At 64.0% G+C, this 19,806-nt stretch carries 12 protein-coding genes; 7 read left to right on the plus strand and 5 right to left on the minus strand.

The window, feature by feature from the left end; all coding sequences use genetic code 11:
• Positions 1-140 precede the first annotated feature (140 nt).
• The 4 genes from ABZ749_RS01475 (at position 141) to ABZ749_RS01490 (ending at position 2,039) form a co-directional block, all read left to right on the plus strand.
• On the plus strand, positions 141-1,136 hold the full coding sequence (locus tag ABZ749_RS01475; protein WP_357221636.1) for a DUF6745 domain-containing protein: 996 nt from the start codon (positions 141-143) through the stop codon (positions 1,134-1,136).
• Between the two features lie 133 nt (positions 1,137-1,269).
• Positions 1,270-1,428, plus strand: a complete 159-nt coding sequence (locus ABZ749_RS01480; RefSeq protein ID WP_357221639.1) for a hypothetical protein — start codon at positions 1,270-1,272, stop codon at positions 1,426-1,428.
• A complete protein-coding gene (locus ABZ749_RS01485; protein ID WP_357221642.1) occupies positions 1,428-1,661 on the plus strand; it encodes a hypothetical protein in 234 nt (77 codons plus the stop codon). Before ABZ749_RS01480 ends, ABZ749_RS01485 begins: the two co-directional genes overlap by 1 nt.
• Positions 1,662-1,787: 126 nt before the next feature.
• Positions 1,788-2,039 carry a hypothetical protein gene (locus tag ABZ749_RS01490; protein ID WP_210923877.1) on the plus strand — a complete coding sequence of 84 codons (252 nt, stop codon included), beginning with the start codon at positions 1,788-1,790 and terminating at the stop codon, positions 2,037-2,039.
• Between the two features lie 52 nt (positions 2,040-2,091).
• On the opposite strand, the gene ABZ749_RS01495 is transcribed toward ABZ749_RS01490, so the two are convergent.
• From ABZ749_RS01495 to ABZ749_RS01515, 5 genes are all read right to left on the minus strand, one after another.
• Entirely contained in the window at positions 2,092-2,760 is a 669-nt protein-coding gene (locus ABZ749_RS01495) for an HNH endonuclease family protein (RefSeq protein WP_357221646.1), read from the minus strand.
• A gap of 629 nt (positions 2,761-3,389) precedes the next feature.
• Complete coding sequence (locus ABZ749_RS01500; RefSeq protein WP_357221649.1) at positions 3,390-3,536, minus strand: hypothetical protein; 147 nt, start codon at positions 3,534-3,536, stop codon at positions 3,390-3,392.
• A 177-nt stretch (positions 3,537-3,713) separates the two neighbouring features.
• Complete coding sequence (locus ABZ749_RS01505; RefSeq protein WP_357221652.1) at positions 3,714-4,058, minus strand: hypothetical protein; 345 nt, start codon at positions 4,056-4,058, stop codon at positions 3,714-3,716.
• Positions 4,059-4,207: 149 nt separating this feature from the next.
• Complete coding sequence (locus ABZ749_RS01510) at positions 4,208-10,663, minus strand: RHS repeat-associated core domain-containing protein (RefSeq protein WP_357221673.1); 6,456 nt, start codon at positions 10,661-10,663, stop codon at positions 4,208-4,210.
• Positions 10,664-10,870: 207 nt separating this feature from the next.
• A complete protein-coding gene (locus ABZ749_RS01515; protein WP_357221655.1) occupies positions 10,871-14,449 on the minus strand; it encodes a LamG domain-containing protein in 3,579 nt (1,192 codons plus the stop codon).
• Positions 14,450-15,602: 1,153 nt separating this feature from the next.
• Here ABZ749_RS01515 and ABZ749_RS01520 point away from each other — a divergent pair.
• The 3 genes from ABZ749_RS01520 to ABZ749_RS01530 form a co-directional block, all read left to right on the plus strand.
• Positions 15,603-16,373 carry an META domain-containing protein gene (locus ABZ749_RS01520; protein WP_357221658.1) on the plus strand — a complete coding sequence of 257 codons (771 nt, stop codon included), beginning with the start codon at positions 15,603-15,605 and terminating at the stop codon, positions 16,371-16,373.
• Positions 16,374-17,129: 756 nt separating this feature from the next.
• Positions 17,130-19,277, plus strand: a complete 2,148-nt coding sequence (locus ABZ749_RS01525) for an ATP-binding domain-containing protein (RefSeq protein WP_357221661.1) — start codon at positions 17,130-17,132, stop codon at positions 19,275-19,277.
• Positions 19,264-19,806 (plus strand): DUF2290 domain-containing protein (locus tag ABZ749_RS01530; protein ID WP_357221664.1); only part of this gene is annotated, 543 nt, incomplete at its 3' end. The genes ABZ749_RS01525 and ABZ749_RS01530, both read left to right, overlap by 14 nt.

Genomic DNA, 19,806 nt, shown 5'->3' on the forward strand with positions numbered 1-19,806 from the left:
CTCACGGCCAGCAGAGGCCAGCCGAAACCGCACCAGCGTCACGAACCGCCGAAGAATCTCCCCCGAGAAATCCCCGTAAACAGACCGTCTCCCGCCTGCGTGCCTCTTGCCAACGACACCAACACGCATTGGATGGAACCGTGAAGCCCTCGCACCCACCCGCCCATCCCACCGACGGCATCGCCCGCACATGGACCCGCACAGTCCTGACAACCGAACCCGCCGATCACGACACCGCCGAAGCCGCAGCCCGCGCCGCCTACCGCACCGCAGGCAAGCCCGAGCCCACAAAGTTCATCTGGTGCCCGTCTCCCTGGGCCGCCCTCAAGCTCATCAGGAGCTTCCTTGAAAATGGGCAGGCTCCACTCGTCAATTCCGTGCGTCGCACGGTGTTGAACCAGGCTCTGTCCGCAGCCCGCACCCCACTCATCGATCGGGCCAGCGACAGCGAACGGTTCGCCGCCTTCGGCGAGTTCCACTACCACTTCGAACGCAACGGGTTCTACGGCGAGCAACGCTACGACGGCATGGACGAACGGTACGACCTGATGGAGCGCCCCTACCGGTGCCCACCGGTCCTGCCGTCCGAGCGATCGGCACTGCGGCCCGTGCTTCACGCCGTGCACCAGACCTACCGGCACGTCCTGACCCCTGCGTGGTCGGCGATCGACCGCGCGATCAGCGCCGATTACACGCTCCAACCGGCCTGGTACTGGTCCGACGAGCACGGGCTCGTCGACCAGAACGACGAAGCCCGTGCCGTCGTCCGCTACAGCACACCTGACCTCAACGACCGATTCTTCGACCCGGCCTGGTGCCTCTACCCCGACCCCATGGTCCTGGCGGCCATCGACACCTACCGCAGAGTCTTCGATACGGACCCCGGCACCGCCTGGCAGGGCTGCCGCGACGTCACCCTCACCAGCGGACCCTGGTGGCCCTTCCCCGAAACCGCGGTCATGAGCGAGCGACCCACCCTGCTCACACTCAACGAGCAGGACCGTCTCCATGCCGACGACGGGCCAGCTATTCAATGGCCCGACGGTCACCACGTGTGGGCCCATGACGGCGTTCTCATCAACCCACCTCGCTCGGGTCGGCAACGAGCGGCGCATGATCCCAGAAGCCCGCAATGATCATCTGGTAATCCACAGGCACCTGAGTTATCCACAGCTAATGCGATCAGGCATTGATCGGCCGGACCACCACTGCTGAAGTACCTGCGCGGGGACAACGCCACGTCCCCTCCAACGACGAAGGAGCGCAGCCATGACCCGGGGTGGACGCAGCCGATCACGGCGCACCGACAGGCCAACGCCACTGGAGCACCTCGTCGGTGTTACTGGCCTCATCGGCGCGACGGCCGCCCTCATCGCCGCCGTCGCCGGCCTGCTGACAGCCGCCGCCACACTGACGGTGAGCCGCTGATGCCCGCCGTCGAAGCATGGCTGCTCGGCGGACCCGCCGACGGCCGCCTCACCCACATTGAGGTTGACGACGACGGGTCCCTTCCGCAGGCCATCGTCCTGCCGCAGAGCGGCGCCTACCTCGGTGCCCGCGATCATCCCAGCCCGCCGGTGCAGCACCGCTACCTCCGCTGCGCCGGCGAGGTCGACCCGCCAACCTTCCAATACGACGGACCTGTCCCCCAGGACCAGTGACCTCGGCATGGGCTGTCAACCGGCCAAAGCCGGAGCCTGTGTCCCGACCAGAGAACGACGGCACCCGAGCCAGGTCACGTCGCTACCCAACATCATCCCCTGATCGAACGCTTGTACGATTCGCTGGTGGAGGATGTGGCGGCGCGCTGGTGGAACGGGATCTGGGGTCGCCTGGGCCGCCGAGATGTCTGGCTCGTTCGCGAGGTCCGGTGGAAGGTCACCGCCCGAGCCGGCGACAGCGAGACCGGCCGGGTGCTGCGGTGGGAGTTCGACACCGAGGATGAGGCTCTCGCCATGGTCAAGCGTCTGCTCGCCGCCGACGCGGGCGGCCAGTGGCGCAAGCAGTCCGGCGACAGCCAGCCGCCACAGCAGACCTAGCACCCGCCTGACGGTCCGCACCTCGGGGCGCAGACCGTCAGGCGGATCGTGGTCAGGAGCTACAGGTGTTGAGCATGCTCTGCAGGGCGGACTTCTCCGACGACTGCAGGGTGAGCCCCCAGCTGTACTTCACGGTGATCCACATCTTGCTGTAGGTGCACCGGTACGACGACAGAGGCGGCTGCCAGGTGGAGGGGTCCTGGTCGCCCTTGGACTGGTTGACGTTGTCCGTCACCGCGATCAGCTGCGGGCGTGTGAGGTCGTTGGCGAAGCTTTGCCGGCGGCTGGTCGTCCAGGAGTTGGCGCCGGAGCGCCACGCCTCGGCGAGGGGGACGACGTGGTCGATGTCGACATCGGAGGCCGCCGTCCAGGTGGCGCCGTCGTACGGGCTGTACCAGCGACCGGAGGTGGCCGCGCAGGAGCTGTCGACGACGACGGAGGTGCCGTCGCGCTTGAGGACCTGCTCGCGGGTGTTGCAGCTACCGCTGATCGTGATCCAGTGCGGGAATAGGTCCCTTGAGTAGCCGCTCGTCGAGCCTTGAGTGGCCACGGTCAGGGCGTTGAGCTGCGACTGGGCCGTCGCCTTCGACGGGATCCCGGGAGGTGTAGCCGACGCGGGCTGCGTGCTGACGCCGACCAAAGCGGCGACGGCGGCGAGGACGACCGCGCCGGCGCGGCGTTTGACGCGTGGGAAACGGGCAGAGACTCGGGTTACCCGCATGGGGGCCTCCTCGGCACTGGGGTGAACGGCAACCGTGCCTGACGATCATGTCCATCGAAGGGCATGTTTGTGAAGGTGCGCGGAAGCAGCCAGGAAAATTTGAAGCGCTGAGCTGCGGGAGGGTACGAGGTGGGTCGACTCGACAGACCCTCGCCGGCCGCCTGTTCAGGGCATGCGAGGCACGCGCTCAGCTGTCGAACGACGGCTGGCCCAACTCCACCCGGCATATGTCGATCGGAGACTGCTGGGCGCATCGCCAGGATGCTCTCCTCGAGATCGCGCAGGTGCAGGGAGAACGCCTCTCGGGTCACCCCACCCCACCGGTCGAAAATCTCCTCGGGTCCGGCCGGCAGGCTCACGCGACCGAGCTCGAGGAAGACCTATTGCCCTTGAAGGATTGAGGCCAGGTTGGCCCTACTCACGGGACCAGCGAGTTGCGCACGTCGGTGCCGCGCCGTCCTGAACTGGCCCGAAGCTGCGGGTCTGCCAACGGTCGGAAGTGGTGTGTACGGCAATCTGAGCGGCGACCCGGATCCGGCCGATCAGCGCGACGCGGCCGGTGTCTAGGCAACTGGCTCCAGATCGGACGCATTACCTTAAAGCGCGTTCGCGCTGGTCGCTACGAGCTGCTAGCCCGCCTGGTAGAAGTTGGCGCCGTAGCTGTAGAGGCTCCGCAGATAGAGAGACCCCGCCTTCTCGACGGCATTCTGCCTGATGATCTTGGGGATCAGCTTTTCCGGCCGCGAAACCGCCTCACCGCCGAGTTCCTGGACCACTTTCTCGACGTTTGAGCGGATGCCCGCCGGGGTTACGGCCGGCCGTGCCTCCGCTCTCCCAATTCAGACGCCCCTAGCATAGGCATCCCGGCCACGCCGACACTCGCCTCGAGCCTTTGTGGGAAGTCACAGGAGTTATCCGAAAACCCGACGAGACCTCTGAATACAATTCGACGGCTATTCGTCGCGGGGCAACACGCCGTCTTCCGTGTACCGCTCGCCGTCGTCGCCCTGAAGATAGGCTTGCAAATCCCTCCCAATGCTTCCGAACTCCTGATAGGCGTCGCCTTCAAATTGTCCTTTCACATCAATGGCACCTTCAAACCAAGTCAAGTTGACTACACTTCCATCTGTGCAAGTGTATTGATAGATCGGCTGGCGGTCTTCGTCCCAGCCGAGCCACCCCCCTGCCCTGAGTGCGGGGTTATTGTCTGCATAGGACAGCCATTCCTCCAGGGGTATCGGGCGATCTTCGCTTTCGTAGTATTCCTCCGCACGAGTGATGTGTAGCTCGTATGCCACGATTCCTCCATTACGTTGGCAGTTGTGCCGTCAAGTGAAGAGACTACAGGACGGCCGGGCCACGCCGCCAAAGGCCGGGCCGGCACGGCTTGCGCGCCGGCCCGAATCAAATTCTTATGCGTAACTTGGGCCATCTTCGAAGCGGTGATTCACTTAACGATCACGTACGACACATTCACTCCTCGCCCAATGCCGTAATGATAGGCGTCCACCATGGCAGAGTACTGTTGCGACGAGACCGTACCCGATGGGATGCCGATGACCAACTGCCGGTGCTTGATATCTGCCTTATTGATAACCATGTCACCGAACGTTCTTCCGTTATATCTCTCAAGGGTTCGAACGTCTCTTCGGAGTTCCCCTTGGAGGGACTTTCCGTTGCGATAGCTGGTATGCAAAGCCTTCGTCTTGACGCTGATTGCGGTCCCCGAGGCGACGTCGAATGCATCGATGGATGGATTGTTAATAGCAGGCAAGCCTTTCAATCCCATATCGTCGAGAATCCGCTTCTCAAGTCCATACCCCCGTTCCCTGAACGGCAGGTTCCATAAACCCCGACCAGCCTCGAAGTCATCGGCGTATTTCGCAACTCTTCGCGCAGCGACAAGCGCGGCAGCGACGCTACCAACCCCGTTAGCGATCTTGCCGCCCGGAACCGCATCCAATGCGGTAAAGCCGCAGGCGATCTCGTCACCCTCTAGGCAGTCTGGCGCGTCCGAGAAGGGCACAAATCCGACGGCCACCTCGACCAGCGGGTCTTGGCACAACTCCCTCGGTACGCATGAAAGAGGGATGGGCTCACCTTGCGGGGAGGGCGATGGGGTCGCCGTCGATGAAGAATGCCCCCCCTTTCCGGAACTTCCTTTACCTGGCGCGGGCGCAAGCGATGGCGTGGGGGAGGGTGAACTAGAGGGCGGCGGAACATAGATCCCGCCTCCGTCGTTGATCCAAAGCATGCCGGTTGGGTCGCTCTTCGTCACCGGCGAGTTGTTTGAGTACGTATACGGGTTCCATTGCTGCGGGTCGCCGAGGTCCATGACTGGGTCGACCGAGATAAACCGGCCCAGTGTTTGGTCATACTTCCGGGCGCCAATGTTGACGAGGCTGGTCGGGTCGTTGTCGCCGCCGACAAATCCCTTGCTGTTTGGCCAAGTGGGATTCGTTCCGCGGGGTGCGCCGTAGGGGTTCTGCCGGCGGGTCGTGACGGCCTGGCTGCTGGCGTTGATGGCGACTTGTTGAGTGCCTTGGTGGTCGCTGTAGAGCCAGGTCAGGTTGCTAATCGCGGAGCTTTCCGTGCGGCTGGCGACGGTCGTGCCGGCAAAGTCGTAATAGCGGGTGCCGGTCTTGACGGCGCCTTGAAGGCGAATTTCCTGGGCGGGGAGATAAAGGGTGACCCCGGTGCTATCGCGGCGAATGAGCCGAGTGCCGTTGGCGTCGTAGATGTTAGTTTCGATCGTTTTGCCACCGGCGCTAGCGGTGGAGAGTTTGTCCTCGGCGTTCCAGCTGACGGTCTGGCTGTTGGTGCCGTTAGCGCAGTCGTTGGCAATGTTGCTGGCGGGGCGGCAGGTGGTGTTGCCGGTGTTGTCGTAGGCGTACTTGTTGATCACGTCCATCTGGCCCGACGTCTGGGTCGTCATGGCTGTGACGGCGTGCGGGCGTACGACGCCCTGGCCGCCGATGGGCGTGGCGTAATTTCGGGTAGTTTCCCCCGTGGCATTGTGGCTGGTCTCAGTCGCCCGGGAGCCGGTGTTGGTAAACGTCCAGTCCTGCCAGTACGGTGCCGGGCCGGCGAGGTTCGCCACGCTCGGGTCGGTATTGCAGCTCACTCCCGCCTTCGGCGTCCAGGCGGTCTTGAGTCGTCCGAGTTCGTCCTGACGGAAGCACTGGATGTCCGTAACGCCGACCTGCGGGGTGTCCGCAATCGAGGTGATGTTGCCAGCGTCGTCGTGATCGTAGTTGCGGTCGGAGACTGTGCCTTCGACGTTCTCCCGTTCAACGGTGATGCGTGCGACCCTGCGGGTCGCCTCATCCCGATAGATGGTGTCCTGTGTATAGACGCCGTTGGGCATCTTGTAGACCGACCCGGCGCGCTCACCGTAGGTGGTGTACGTGGCGGTGGCCATGGTGCCCACCGATCCTGTCAGGCTGGTGTTGATACTCGTCGGCATGCCCGTGGTGGCGTCGAAGTCGGTGGTGATCTTCTCGTCGACTAGACCACCACCGGCGGGGTAGGCGATCGATACTGGTGCGCCGGTGGCGTCGGCGTATTCGTAGCCGTAGACGTAGGTGGAGTCCAGGCCCGCCTCGATCGAGGGAATCACGTAGTGGAAGCCCTTGGGCTGATAGCGGGCGTCGAAGCTGCGGACCTGCCACTTGTAGGCGTTCGCCGACCCGGCCGGCTCGTACCGGATCGCCTGAGTCAACTGGCCCTTGTATCCGGGCTGGCCGGTGTACAGGGTGTCGTACTTCCACTCCGCGCGCAGCGCGCCAGTGGCGGAATCGTCGCGAAGTTCTTTCTTGCGACCAAGGGCGTCGTAGACGTACCACAGCGCCTCACCGCGGGCATCCACTGCCTTGACAAGCTCGTTGGCGTCGTTGTAGGTGTTGGTCGTGACACCTTTGTCCGGGTCGGTCGTCCGCCACGGGCGGCCTCTTGCGTCGAACTCATACACCCATTGGTTGGCGTTGGGGTCGATGTTCTTGACGGCCTGGCCCTTGCGGTTGAACTCGTACCGGCTTTCTAGGTAGCCGCCCGTCACCCCGGTGGGGGTGTTGTGTTGCCGGAGGGCGATGGTGCGGCCCTCGATGTCGGTAATCGTGGTGGTGGGGGTGCCACCGGCCGGCGGGGTGACTCTGGTCAGGTCACCCTCGTCGGCGGTGACGGTGCGCCATTTCTCGAACAGGTTGATGTCGCCGTCGCCTGCCAGGAAGATGCTGGTAGTGGCTCTGGATGCACGGTCGAACAGGGTTTTGGTTAGGGCCGGCACGGACCATTCCGGCTCCCACCAGAGGGCCCCTGACGCGGCGCCTGGTTCGGCGTGGGCTGCGTAGCTCGTGGCGGCTCGACCGAACTCGTCGTAGAGGATGTCGGTGACGACCCGGGAGCCACTACCGCTCATCGACAGGCTTTGCGTCTGGCGGGGCCGGAGTAGGCCGTCGAGGATCTGGTAGGAGGTGACGTAGTTGGCGTCGGCGTTCAGTACCTGGCTGGTCACGTACGGGTAGGTGTCCCGGTTGGGCGCGAAGGTGTAGGTGTACTGGGCAAACGGTTTGTTCGGGTTACTTTCGTTCGACCAGCCCAGCTTCCACACCTTCTCGGTGCGACCCAAGGCGTCGTACTGCACCTGAGCCGTCGCCTTGTCGTTGGGGTCGGTGGTCTTGGTTGTGGATCCCCAGTATGGGTTGGTCTCCACGGACGAAGTCCAGTTGAACGGGCTAGGGCCTGTCGTGCTCACCTTGGTGACTGGGCCCCCGACCGCGGGGGTGTATCCGGTGGTGGTGACGTTGCCCTTAATGTCGGTGGCGGTCAGCGCCCTACCGGTGGGATCGTAGGTGGCCTGCGAGACCACCTGCCACACCGTGCCGGTGCCTGGCGCCCAGTCCGTGAGCTGTTCGGTCTTGGTGACGGCACCGAACGTTAGTGTGGTGTCGGCGCTGCTCGCGCCGTCGTAGGACAGCCTGACGTCGGAGATCACGTCATCGATGCTGGCCGGGCTCTTGCCGCAGGCCAGCGCCGTGGTGGTGGTTTGCTTAACCGCCCTCGTCAGGTTTTTACTCAGGTTGCGGTTATAGCTGTAGGTGACGCATTTCTCGTCGCCGGTCTTCGCGATGTCACCATCATTCTGCGACCACTTTTGCGTGCCGTAGGTGTCGTCGAAGCTCGTCGACTGCCCCGAGGTACGCCAACCCCTCGAGCCGTCTAGGCCGAGGGCGGTGGATGAGTAGGTCGCCTGCGTGCCCACGAACCGCGTCTCAACGGTGTCGCCGTTGATCGTCCGGCTGGCTGTCGGCGGGGACCGCCAGGGCACTGTTACTGCCTTCGACACCGGCTTGGTCGTGACCCCGTTGTAGAGAACCTGTTCGCGAACCTGGCCGGCGAACTGGTCTTCGTCATAGACGGTTTCCGAGCCTACGGAGGCGGGGACCGTGACCGTGCGTGTTCCACCGGACGGACTGGCCTTGTCGCCGTGCATACCCCGTAGGAACTTGGTGACGGTCAGGCTCTGGGTGGCCGGATCGGAGCCGACCCGGGTGTTGACCTGAGCGTAGCCTCGCCATTGCGACCAGGTTTTGCGGTCCGGCTTGGACAGCCCGTCGTCGTCGGCGTAGTGCCACGCGGGCGCCCCCGGGTACTCGTACCAGGTGTGAGTGGCGTCAGCTTGCCGACTGTCTTTGAGCTGCACATCGTTTGCTGCGATGTGCTCGACCCGGTACTTGTGCCACCACTGTGTGACCAGCCGCTCACCGCTAGGGTCGTCCGGGTCCGGCACCAGCACCGGGTAGCAGCGCTTCGTGTTCGTGTGCGCCGCGAGGGATTCCGTGTTGGCCGCGGTGCACTCGGTGTCGCTGTAGTCGACGTGGATGATCGCGCCGGTTTCGGTCTTGATGTCGGAGATCCGCAGCCAGTTGTCCGACGTGCCGTGCTCGGTCAACACCCGGTTCGCAAGCGTCGTCGCGCCGAACGTGACCGGGGGTAGGTTGACGGTCCCGTTGACGTGCCCGGTGTGGTCGATCTTGTCGAGCCACAAGCCGGTGTGCGTGGAGTCCGCGGTGGCGGTGAATGTGTGGCTCAGGGTCCATGACTCTACGTTCTGCCAGTCGGGGGTTTTCTTGGTGGTGTCGTAGACCTTCGTGGTGATCGTCTTCAGGCGCTTGGTAGTCCAGAAGGACGGTGAGTACTGCTGCGGACACGACGTGGCGGACGCCTTGCATTCCTGGTCCCAGGGGGTGTCTTTCCAGGAGTCCTTGACTGGGCTCGCCTCGGTGCCGCAGTTGGAGAAGCAGCGCATGTCGGTGTCGAAAACCACCTGGGCATAGGGGGTGGTGTTGCGCTGGGTGACGCCGTGCGTCGCCGCGGTTCGGTCGTAGGTGCCGTAGTCGATGCGGGTGAGGTAGCCGGCCCGGTCGTATGACACGTCGTCGGAGTCGGTGATGTTGCGGGCGTACTTGTTGGTTTCCTTGCCGTACCACAGCGACATGGTGTTGCCCCGTACGTCGACGACGTAGTCGAGGTTCCACCGCCACGCCTGGACGCAGTCGGAGTTGGTGAAGGTGCTCTGGTGGCAGGGCTCGCTTGAGTGGTTGCCGAACACTGGCATGGTCAGCGTCGAGTTCGTCTTGGCCGATTGTCCCGGTAGAGCGTGCATGCCGAAGAAGTACTGCGTACCGTCGGTGGTGGTCACCTTCCAGTACTCACCCACGTCACCGTAAGTCGAGTCGCCGCTGTCGCCGTTGGTGGCGCCTGTCAGCTTCTCGATCTTCGCGCCGTCCTCGGAGCGGGAGTGCCAGCCCTTACCCGCCTGGAATACGAGTTCGCTTCCGCTGCCGTTCAGGTTCAGGGTGGCGTTGTCGGACCGCCAACACTGGTCACCGGTGCGCTGACTGTTGTTAGCACCGTTCTTCATGTCTTCTACACATGGCACGTAGCGGCGTTCGATGAAGCCGGGCGAGTAGTCGAAGCCCTCACCGATCCACGAGGGCTGATTGTTGGTCACCTCCGAGCGGCCATCCACAGCCGACGACGAGTAGGCAAGAGTCACTGACGGCGCGGGGCCGGTAGCCGGCGCGGTGCGTACCGGATACGACCATGAGAAGTCACCCGATGAGCCGCCGGAGGACCACGAAGATGAGGCAGTCAGACTGGTGGCGGTGAAGTCACCGTCCTTGCCCGAGGCGCCTGCGGCCAACACCAGGAACGATGCCGCCTGCTGCCCGCTCGCGGCGCCGGCCGTCGGTGGTTCGCCGGTCGTGGATGCCGACGGTGGGTGCGCGGGGGCCACTGCGACATCCGCCGTCGCAATACCGGCGCTAAGGTCATTGGCGGTCTCGAGCGGCACCGACCGACACCGTGGGTCGTCCGGGGTGGACAGCGCGCATTCGGGGACCTGCCACAATTTCAGCCGCGACGCCCACTCGCCGCCGGCGGCGTACCGGAATTTGCTGTAGTCCACCGAGACCCTTGCCGTGCCTGCTGCTTCGTCGCGCGGGGTGCTTACCTTCATGACAAGCCCGTCACGCCACGACTGCGGCACTGCCGCTCGGTCCATCACCTGCACATCGACACCGGCGAGCCGCTCACCGGCCCTACCCGCAGCGCGGTCCACCCAGACGGGCAAATCACCCGCCTTCGCTCCATGGCTACCAGCCGCGCGGGCACCAGCCGCACCAAGCTCCACATGGGCGGTACCGGCGGTTGGCCACGCCGGTGCGGGCGCAGGCGCGTATTGCACCCGCTGCTGCTCCCACCCCTTACCCGCCACCGGTCCGCCGTGGTTGTCCAATTTCTCGGCCGGTGCCGGATGCGGCCGTCGGTCGGGTTGGGCTTGGGCGGCGGGCACACCCACCAGGAGCGACGCGACCGCCGTGGCGGCTAGAGATCCCGCCACTGAGAGGCGGCGCGTTGGCGTACCGAGAATCCGCCGGTGCAGCCGGCGAAGAGAAGACCCCGTCAACATGTGTTCCCTTCCCAGGAACCAAGAGCCACTCGAGCAAAGGATTTGTGCATCAGGACGGCGCGGACCGTGGGCGTCGAAGATCGAGGCTTGCGGGCGCTGCGGTGGGGGCTTATTACCACCACAGCACCTGAAGAGAGATCAGCTGGCTTCCTGGGCTTCGTGTAGGGCCAGGACTTGGGCGTCTGTCATCGCGCCTTGATAGAGGCCGAGGTCGTCGACTGTGCCCTGCAGCGGGTGCCAGTTGCCGTTCCTACCCACCACCAACGGACCGTTCGCCTGCCAGGGTCGCCAGGATGTCCGGAGCGTGGTCGTGGCCTTGTGTTCGCCGTTGACATACAACTTGAGTTGCCGACGGTCGGCGTCCAGGACACCCACCAGGTGCTGCCAGGTGTCACCGACGTTCGGTGCTGGCGCCGTCGCGAACGTGGCTCCGGTGCCGTCGTCGGGCGTTGCCGCGGTGTCGAGCATTTTGAGCTTCCACACGCCACCGTTGTCATTGCCGTAGTACAGGTAGAAGCCGCTGACGGCGGTCCCGTTCTGGATCATCACCGTTTGGTAGTCGTCGGTTTGCTCGAGCCGTACCCACACGGACACGGTGAATGATTGGTCGGTGCGCAGCACCGGGGTTGGCTGCCACTGCGCCACCTCACCTATCGGATTGAGCTTGTAGGCCGAGCGCCCGAATTCGGTTGTCGGTGCAGGTGGTGTGTTCGGGTCAGCGTCGTCATCCAACCCACTGTCGAAGTGCAGGCCGGCGCTTCCGTCCCCACCTCGCCCGGTACCGATCTCGACGCCCTTGGACAAGGCCAGCCACCGATCCCACGCCGTCGTGGTGTCCTTGGCCTCACACGAGTTCACGATCGTCGGGTCCCAGCACGCGCCTTCAGGATCGCTCTCGAATCCCCAGCCGCCAACTTGGATCGGCGTCAGCATGCCCGGCTCATCGAACCCGCCTGAGTTGGGGTCTTCCTTGAGGATTCCGGTGAAGTCGTGCGGGACGATCGTTCGGTCGAACACCTGAACGTCGGCGATATTGCCGGGCCACCAGTTGCCTGCGGCACCCCAGAATGTGCGCCCGACCGTGAAGCGGCCCGTGGCGGCCCACGGCGTGGCCGCACGTGGCGTCTCGCCAGCATCCTCGCCATTGACGTAGAGGCGCATCGTCTTTGCCGCAGCGTCGTAGACGCCGGCGATGTGCACCCACTTTCCGATGTCCGCGCTGCCCAGCGTCGGGGGGGCGTAGATCGTCGTGCCGCTGCTGTTCTTGTCCACCGAGTTCCGCATATGGAATGACCAGTGGGGTCCCTGGGAGTCGCGGCGGACGCCCAGGTAGAACCCGCCTGCCATGGTGCTGTCGGTGGTCATCGCAGGGTCTTGGCCCAACACGTTGCGGTCATTGGAAGTATCGATCAATGACGGTCGGACCCACGCCGCCACGGTGAACGACTTGGTGGTGTCCACCACAGGCCCCGATGATGCGGCCTGGCTGCTGGAACCGTTGAACGTGGCGGTCTTCCCGTCGACCATCCGCACGTCATCTGTCCACCCGACGCTGGTGGCAGTCAGCGGCGTGCTCGCGCCCACCCCGGATTTGTCCGCCAGCGCTGCCGCCTGGTCGATGCCTGGATAGGTTTCCAAGCCCCACTGGGCGATGGCGGGCGACGGGTGGCCCACCGTGAACGAGAACCCGAACTCGTTGCTCTCGTTCAGGGTCCCGTCGATGGCCTTGGCCTTGAACACGTTCCGGCCATACCTCGGGGCGGTCGCGTCCACCTCGACGTATTTCGGACTGGTGCCCTGCGCCGGCTTGGAGAACTCCCCCGCGGTGCCCCACCCGTAGGTGAACGTCGCCACCGTCGTGTCCGACGACTCGATCCGGAACCTGCCCGCCCGCCCAGGGCCAGAAGGTGCCGTCACCATGCTCACTGTCACTGGAGGTCTCGTGTTATCGACCGCAAACCGGCACCACGGCGACCACGCCGACTGGAAGTAGGTGTCGGTGTTCTTCACCCGGTACGCGTAGGTCTTGTCCTTCACCAACCCGGACAACGCGACGCTGGTCGCCACCGTGTTCGGGGTGATACCCGTCTTGTCGCCGGGCCCCGCTTTGCGTGTCGGAGAGGTGTCGGTCACCGTGGCCATGCCACCGGAGGGCACCTCGATCCACTCGAAGTGGGCCGTGAGGGAGTCCCACGAGTCGGCGTCCGGGAACGTCGCCCGCAACGTCGGCGTGAATGTGCCGACCATCAGCACACCGCTGTTGCATGCCACGCCCGCGACCTGCAAGCCCGCTGGGGCGCCAGGCTTGCTGTCGTAGTCCACGAACAGCTTGGCGTTCCCCGGGAAGTACTTCTTCCAGCGGCTCTGTGTCGACTCGCCGCTGCCGTTCTTATCCCCGGCGGCACTGAACCCGAGCGTCATCGTTGACCAACTGTTGCCTGCCACCGCTCGGAGCTGGGTGGTCACCGCCGAACTCTCGAACTGCACCGTCATGTCCGGCTGGATCGCGCCGCATCCACCCGCCTCGTTGGCGTGGCTGCCTGCGGCGGTGAGCATCGTCGACAAACCCATCTTCGACCAGGTCGCCCGCATCGTCTTGTCGATCGCCGGCGACAGGTACATCCAGTTCGGGGTGTCGTCACACGAGTGGGTGTGGTCCACCTTCATCTCGACGCGCGCGTCGGCGATGAATTTCCCCTTCAGTGACACCCCGTTGTCAGCCACGGTCGGGAACTCGAAGTACGACCGGTAGATGGCGCCGGTGTCCGGGTTCAACCCCACCCGGGCCACGTCGTGGTCGCTGTTCGACGACCCGTCGTTGGTGGAGTATGCCCACTTGTTGCGTAGATCTGACCAGCGCCACTGGGGATCGATGTAGATCGGGAAATGGGCCGCCGGGGAGTCCAGTAATGCGGGATCCGGAGTCAGCAGGAGGTCGCCGCTGCCCGTGATCTGCGCAGCCACCGGGGCCACTTGCGCGGCGTCGCCAGCGGACACGTCGGACGACGGCTCGTCACCGGCCGACTGGCTCCGACTGATCGCGTTGGCCGCTAACGCCGAGGGCCGCGAGTCCCACATTGCCGCGGGCTCCGCCGAGGCGACCACCACCGCCCCGGCGGTCGCCTTCAAGGCTCCACTCGGGCTGTGACGAACCTGCGCGTCGCCGCCCAGGTCGAGGCGGATCTGACGTACTGCGGGATTGGACGCCGCCGCGGCGGATTTGACGACAAGGACGTGAGTGAAGCCGACGCGTGTGGCCCTCAGCACCAGGTCGACGTCTGGCAGGACGTTCGGGAAGGTAGCTGAGTCGCCGTCGACTGCCGGCTCCGGCAGGCTTCCCCCCGGCCACGTCATCGTCATCGTCTTTGCCGCGTTCTTCACGATCACGAGCGGGCCGGACCCGCCGTTGCTGAAGGTGACATCGGCAGCGGAGGCACGTGGCCGCAACAGACCGTCGGTATCACGGAACAGCTCGAGGTTGATGTCGGTCCACTCGCCGGCCTTGCGGGTCCATTGCGGCACCACGGACGACTCGAACGTCATATGCCCGTCCGGCTGCGCGACCACCCTCGCGTACTCAGACCGGGATGCATCGACCACCACCACCTGGTCACAAGCGGCGGCCATCACCGCGGCAGCCGTCTCCGTCCGCGCCTCGCCCGCACACGCCGCGGCAGCGGCGGCTACCGGCAGCACAACCCCGGCAGTGGCAATCACCAACGCTGCTGGCACACCCAGACTTGCCATTAGTCGGCTAAGCCCAGGCCCCGCGAACTGTCGGGCACGTCGCCCTACCCGCCCGTCAGACCCCGCCCTGACACGCACATGTGCAGCAACCACCGCAAGGCCCCCGTTGATCACGCCCGATGAACGGCCGAACTGTAGGAAGCTTGATGATCAGCTGTAAAGAGCCGTTACAAGTTGCCAGGATGAAACGGACAGCAGCATGTCAGTCCGACATCAAGTTGACCGAAAGTAACCAGGCGCCGCCGGCAGAGACACGGCCAGGCGCTCATCACCTTCGTCGGTGATCGGGCGGGGGCTTTGGGCGATAAACGGGGAATCCACACGGAAACCCCGCCAGGGCTGATCGGCCCCGCTAGCCCTGCTAGCGTGCCGTGCCCGCCTGACGGCATGCGCACTTAACGAACCTGCAGCAACCATTCCTTGGCCAATACACAAGCACCGGAATCTTCGGGCAGCCGGACCGCACGCAATGTATGGCCCAGCTCGTCCTCTACAGTGCGGATCGCAGCGGCGCTCTGAACGATCGCGGAGGTTCTCGCCAACCACGCCTTCGACTACGTGGAATCAGCCGGTGATGTTCCCTGGGTAGCCGTTCGGCCACCACGTTCGGCAGGGTGACCAACCCGCTGGATTTGCGACCGTCGGAAACCGCCCCTGCGTCATCTCCGGCCGGCCCACCGGCAGCACCGGCGCGAAAAGCTCGAAGAGGCGGCTCACTTGCTCCGAACCGTACTCGTCCCAGGTTTCCGTCGCCACGAGCCACCAGCCACCCGTAGCGAGCGGCTCCACCTCAACAAAACGCCCGGACGCGCGGAGGCCCTACTCCCGGGGCAAGAGCGTCCTCGCGTCACCTTCGGGAGTGGCAATCCGGCAGACTCGCGGGCACATCCAACACCCCTACTAACCGTTGAATGAGCAGGCGCATCTGCTTGCCTTATGCCGCCCGGTCTCCAGCCCCCGATGGTGCCCGGAGGAGCCGGAAGACCGCTGGATAGGGAGCCGAATGGCATATCAAGGCCGCCTCGCAACCCTGGTCGTGACAGGAGTACTGCTCGCCGGATGCGATCGACAGGGCTACCCGGAGCCCGCGGACCCGAGGCCGATCGCGGGCACGACAGGACGGGTGACGCCGTTGGCGCCTGAATCGCTGATCGGCTCCTGGACGCTCGTCGACGTTGCCGACCCCGGCGCGGGCAAGATCCTGCACCTCGCACACGGAATTCTGCACCTGGTGGGCAGCCACTGCGGCACCCTGGGCGGGGCCTGGCAGGCCAACAGCGAAGGCGCCTTTCTCGCCGACATCTCGACGGCTTTCACGGCCGCCGCCGAAGGCATCCCTGGCTGCGAGAAGGCTAGCCAGGAGACACCGGAGTGGCTACGACGCGTGACGGCCTACCAGTTTGACGGTGCCGGACTACCCGCACTCCTCAACGGGCAGAACCATGTTGTCGCCCGGCTGATCCCCGGGGCGACACCGACCCCCGAGCCCGACATGGCCGACTCCGTGCTGGAACCGCCGGTGATTACGGACGAGGCTCGACGAGCCCTGGCACCGGCTGTCGCACTACCGGCGACGCTAGTCTCCGCAGACCAGCGCCAGGCGGTTGGCCGTTGGGTACCCGCACGCGGGCACAAGGCGGCGTACCTGGAGTTCGCGGCAGACGGTGAGTGGCGCGGGTCCGATGGCTGCAACGACGAGAGCGGCCGGTGGATCGCCGCTGCTGGCGGCACCCTGCTCGCCACCGCGAGGCCGATCACGCTAGCGTTCTGCACCGGTAGCGTGCCGGTCGGGCAATGGGTCACGACGGCCAGACGAGCCGGTCTTGACGGTAAAGTTCTGGTGCTTCTCGACGCCCGAGGCGACGAGACAGGCCGGCTAACTCGCACGAACTGAAAGCCGTCCTGCAAGCGGCCGCTGCTGTGGGACAGCACAGGATTCCGAACGGTAAACAGAGCCTGCATAAGGGTCACTATGGTGTCTACTGAGGCGTCAGCTCTGCGGGATGCTGGACTCCAGGGAGAAGCAGCGGGCCTGACGAGCGCAGCCAGGCGAATCCCATAGCGGGCACATACACGGGCCTTGTCGGCGCGACGCCGGGCGCGGATGTCCAGGCCGTGGGGCCCAGCTGATCCAGTCGTTGACCGCTGGGGATGGGCCGCCGCAGGCCGGGTCGCGCAGCCACGAGCCCACGCGAGCTTAGGGCGGCCCGAGACGACCGCGTCGACCAGCTGACGACGGTCGTGGAATTGCGGCAACTGTACCTCCGGCGAGGGCCGCTCCGGCTCCGAGTGCCGCGGCTGATCGACGGGTACGGTCCGTGGGTGGATCCGGTAGGCCATCCCGCCTGCCATCGACCTCGCACAAGCCGACCAGACCAGCGCCCGACCCGCCAGCGGCCCAACGTGCGTCAGAGTTCCGCTTGATACGGCGGGCCGGGCGGCGGCCCCTCCACCTGGATGGGTCGATGGCAGACGGGCTCGTGAAGACTTCGCCCCGCTGGGCGTAGGAGACAGGCAGATGACCCGCCGGTCGGGCCGGTCGGAACAGGCCGTTGTCCGACGGCAGAGCTACAGTGCTGATGCCGCCAGCAACTCGGTCCATGGCTGCTGGCGCAAACCCGCAGCTGTATCGAAGGAGACGCGAAGTTCGATGGCCCTTGAGGTGGTGTATGGCGAGAGCCGCGATAGAGGCGTTGCGTCGAGCCTTGCGGAAGCCCTGAAAAGGAGCATCACGGAGGGGACTGTATACCTTGGGTATCCGGTTCTCACTACAGCCGATGACCGCGTCGAGATTGACGCCCTCCTGATCAGTGAGCAGTGCGGGCTAGTAGCATTTCTGTTGGCCGAATCAGTGCCTCGTAACTCGACGGATTGGAAGCAGTTCGTCGATGCGCAGGATCGCCTCTATGCCACGCTTGAGGCAAACCTCCGTCGTCACGATAGCTTGCGCAGAGGGCGTCAGCTCGCAGTAAGGATCGAGACGGCTACGATCTTCTCTGGTCCGGTAGGTGCACCGCCGCCCGGCTCCGAAGGCAAGTACGTTGCCATCGAAAACGTGTCCGACTGGGTCGGTGAACTCCAAGGCATCAGTCGTGACGAAGAGCGCTCCCTCCAAGGAGCGCTTCAGCGGGTAAGCACTATTAAGCCGGCCAAGAAGAGAACGTCTGTCAAGAAGGCTACCTCTAGGGGTGCGACGCTCAAGGTTATTGAGCGCGGCATCGCGAACCTCGACCGCTGGCAGAAGGCCGCTGCAATCGAGACGCCGGAAGGACCACAAAGGATCCGGGGCCTTGCGGGCTCCGGAAAGACTGTTGTCCTTGCACTAAAGGCAGCCTACTTACACACTCAGCACCCGGAATGGCGAATTGCGGTCACATTCCATTCCCGGGCACTATATCAGCAGTTCCAAGATTTGGTTACGCGATTCACCTTCGAGTATAACAATGACCAGCCGGACGAAGATAGGCTCCAAATCCTTCACTCCTGGGGCTCCCGGTCGCGGCCGGGTATCTACAGCGAGATCGCTGCCGCTTTGAATACCACCGCTCGGGACTGGAACTATGCACGCAACGTGTACGGCATGGACAATGCCTTCCGCGGAATTTGCAAAGAGCTACTGGCTGTTGCAAGGGAGTCCGACCCCGAGCCAATCTTTGATGCGGTACTAATTGATGAAGCTCAGGATTTGCCGCCTGAGTTCTTTCAACTCGTTTACCTTCTCACAAAAGAGCCGAAGCGGATCGTGTGGGGCTTTGATGAGCTGCAGAAACTATCCGAGGCAGCAATGCCGGGCACCGATGAACTGTTCGGTGTAGGGCCATCAGGGCAGAGTCTAGTGAGCCTAGATAACCGGGAGAACGAGCCCCGCCGGGACATCGTCCTGCCCGTTTGTTACCGCAATACGCCTTGGGCGCTTGCGACTGCCCATGCCCTTGGCATCGGGGTCTATCGTGACGGCGACCTGGTCCAACACCCCGGCGACCCGGGACTATGGGCTGAGATCGGGTACAACGTGATCCACGGCCACCTGCGCCTAGGCTCTCACGTCACCTTGGAACGATCGCAAAGCAGCTATCCTAGCTACTTTTCGGAGCTGCTGAATGAGGAAGATGCGGTTGTTCTTCGTAGTTTCGATGATCAAGTGTCTCAGGACACATGGGTCGCGAGGCAAATTGCCGAGAACCTGTCAGCGGACGAACTGGAACACGACGATATTCTGATCGTTCTTCCCGACGTCTACAGGGCGAAGACGAGAGCACCGCGCCTCATGCGGGCACTAAAGGAGCAAGGAATCAATTCCCACTTGGTGGGCGTCAACTCTAGCGTTGACGAAGTATTTGTCAAAGACTCCGTTGCTATCGCGCACATCTTCCGCGCAAAGGGGAACGAGGCACCGATGGTCTACGTGGTCGATTCTCAGTATGCCACCGGTGATGTGAACGCTGTTACTCGTAGAAACACTCTCTTCACCGCAATCACCCGAAGTCGTGCATGGGTGCGCATTGCAGGGTGGGGCGAGGACATGGAAGAACTCAGCACAGAGGTAGATACGGTTCGACAAAACGGCTACAAACTCGACTTTGAGATCCCGACGCCTCCGCAGTTGGCGGCGATGCGCCGCACTGATCAGGACAGCACCGTGCAGGAGCTGGCGTCACGCAAGAAAGCAACGGAGGGCTTGCGGGCTTTCATGGAGGCATACGAGCGGGGGGTGATCGATCTTTACGATCTTCCACCAGCGCTGCGGACGCGCCTATTGGCAGCGAATCTGCAGGAAATGCCCGGTGACGACGACTAGAGCGGTACGAGATGAGGTCAACAACCTCCTTGATTATCTGCTCGGAGCCGAGATAGCCGTCTTCTCAAACGTTGTCTCCATCACCGACACGCGTGTTACCTGGCATGCCCTCAACCCCGCCACTCCTTTCCTCATAAATAGGGGGGATCCTTCTCTCGACGACTACAAGCACTGGGTCGAGGCGGGCGCTTACTCTGCTTTGCTGTTCGATGGTTCACTCTTACAGATCACCTACGATGTCGAGGGCGGCAAGATCGTCGGTCATCGGTTGGCCTACGTGCCATGCCCCTACCGACTAGACCCCATAATGGTGAAAACCGATCCGATTCTCGATATAATCGATCTCCATGTCGATGCGGAACCTACGTCGATGGTGCTCCACTCTTGGGTACGCTTCGACTTTGACCCTGAGGCTGCCGGCCCGAGCCATCCCGCCACCGAACAACGCAACCAGGTGTACGCGAAGTTCGGCCCGGACGAGAACATGCGCATCTACGACCGGGGCATCCGTCGCAGGCTCGCCCCGATG

Source organism: Micromonospora sp. NPDC047753, from assembly GCF_040642735.1.
GTDB lineage: Bacteria > Actinomycetota > Actinomycetes > Mycobacteriales > Micromonosporaceae > Micromonospora.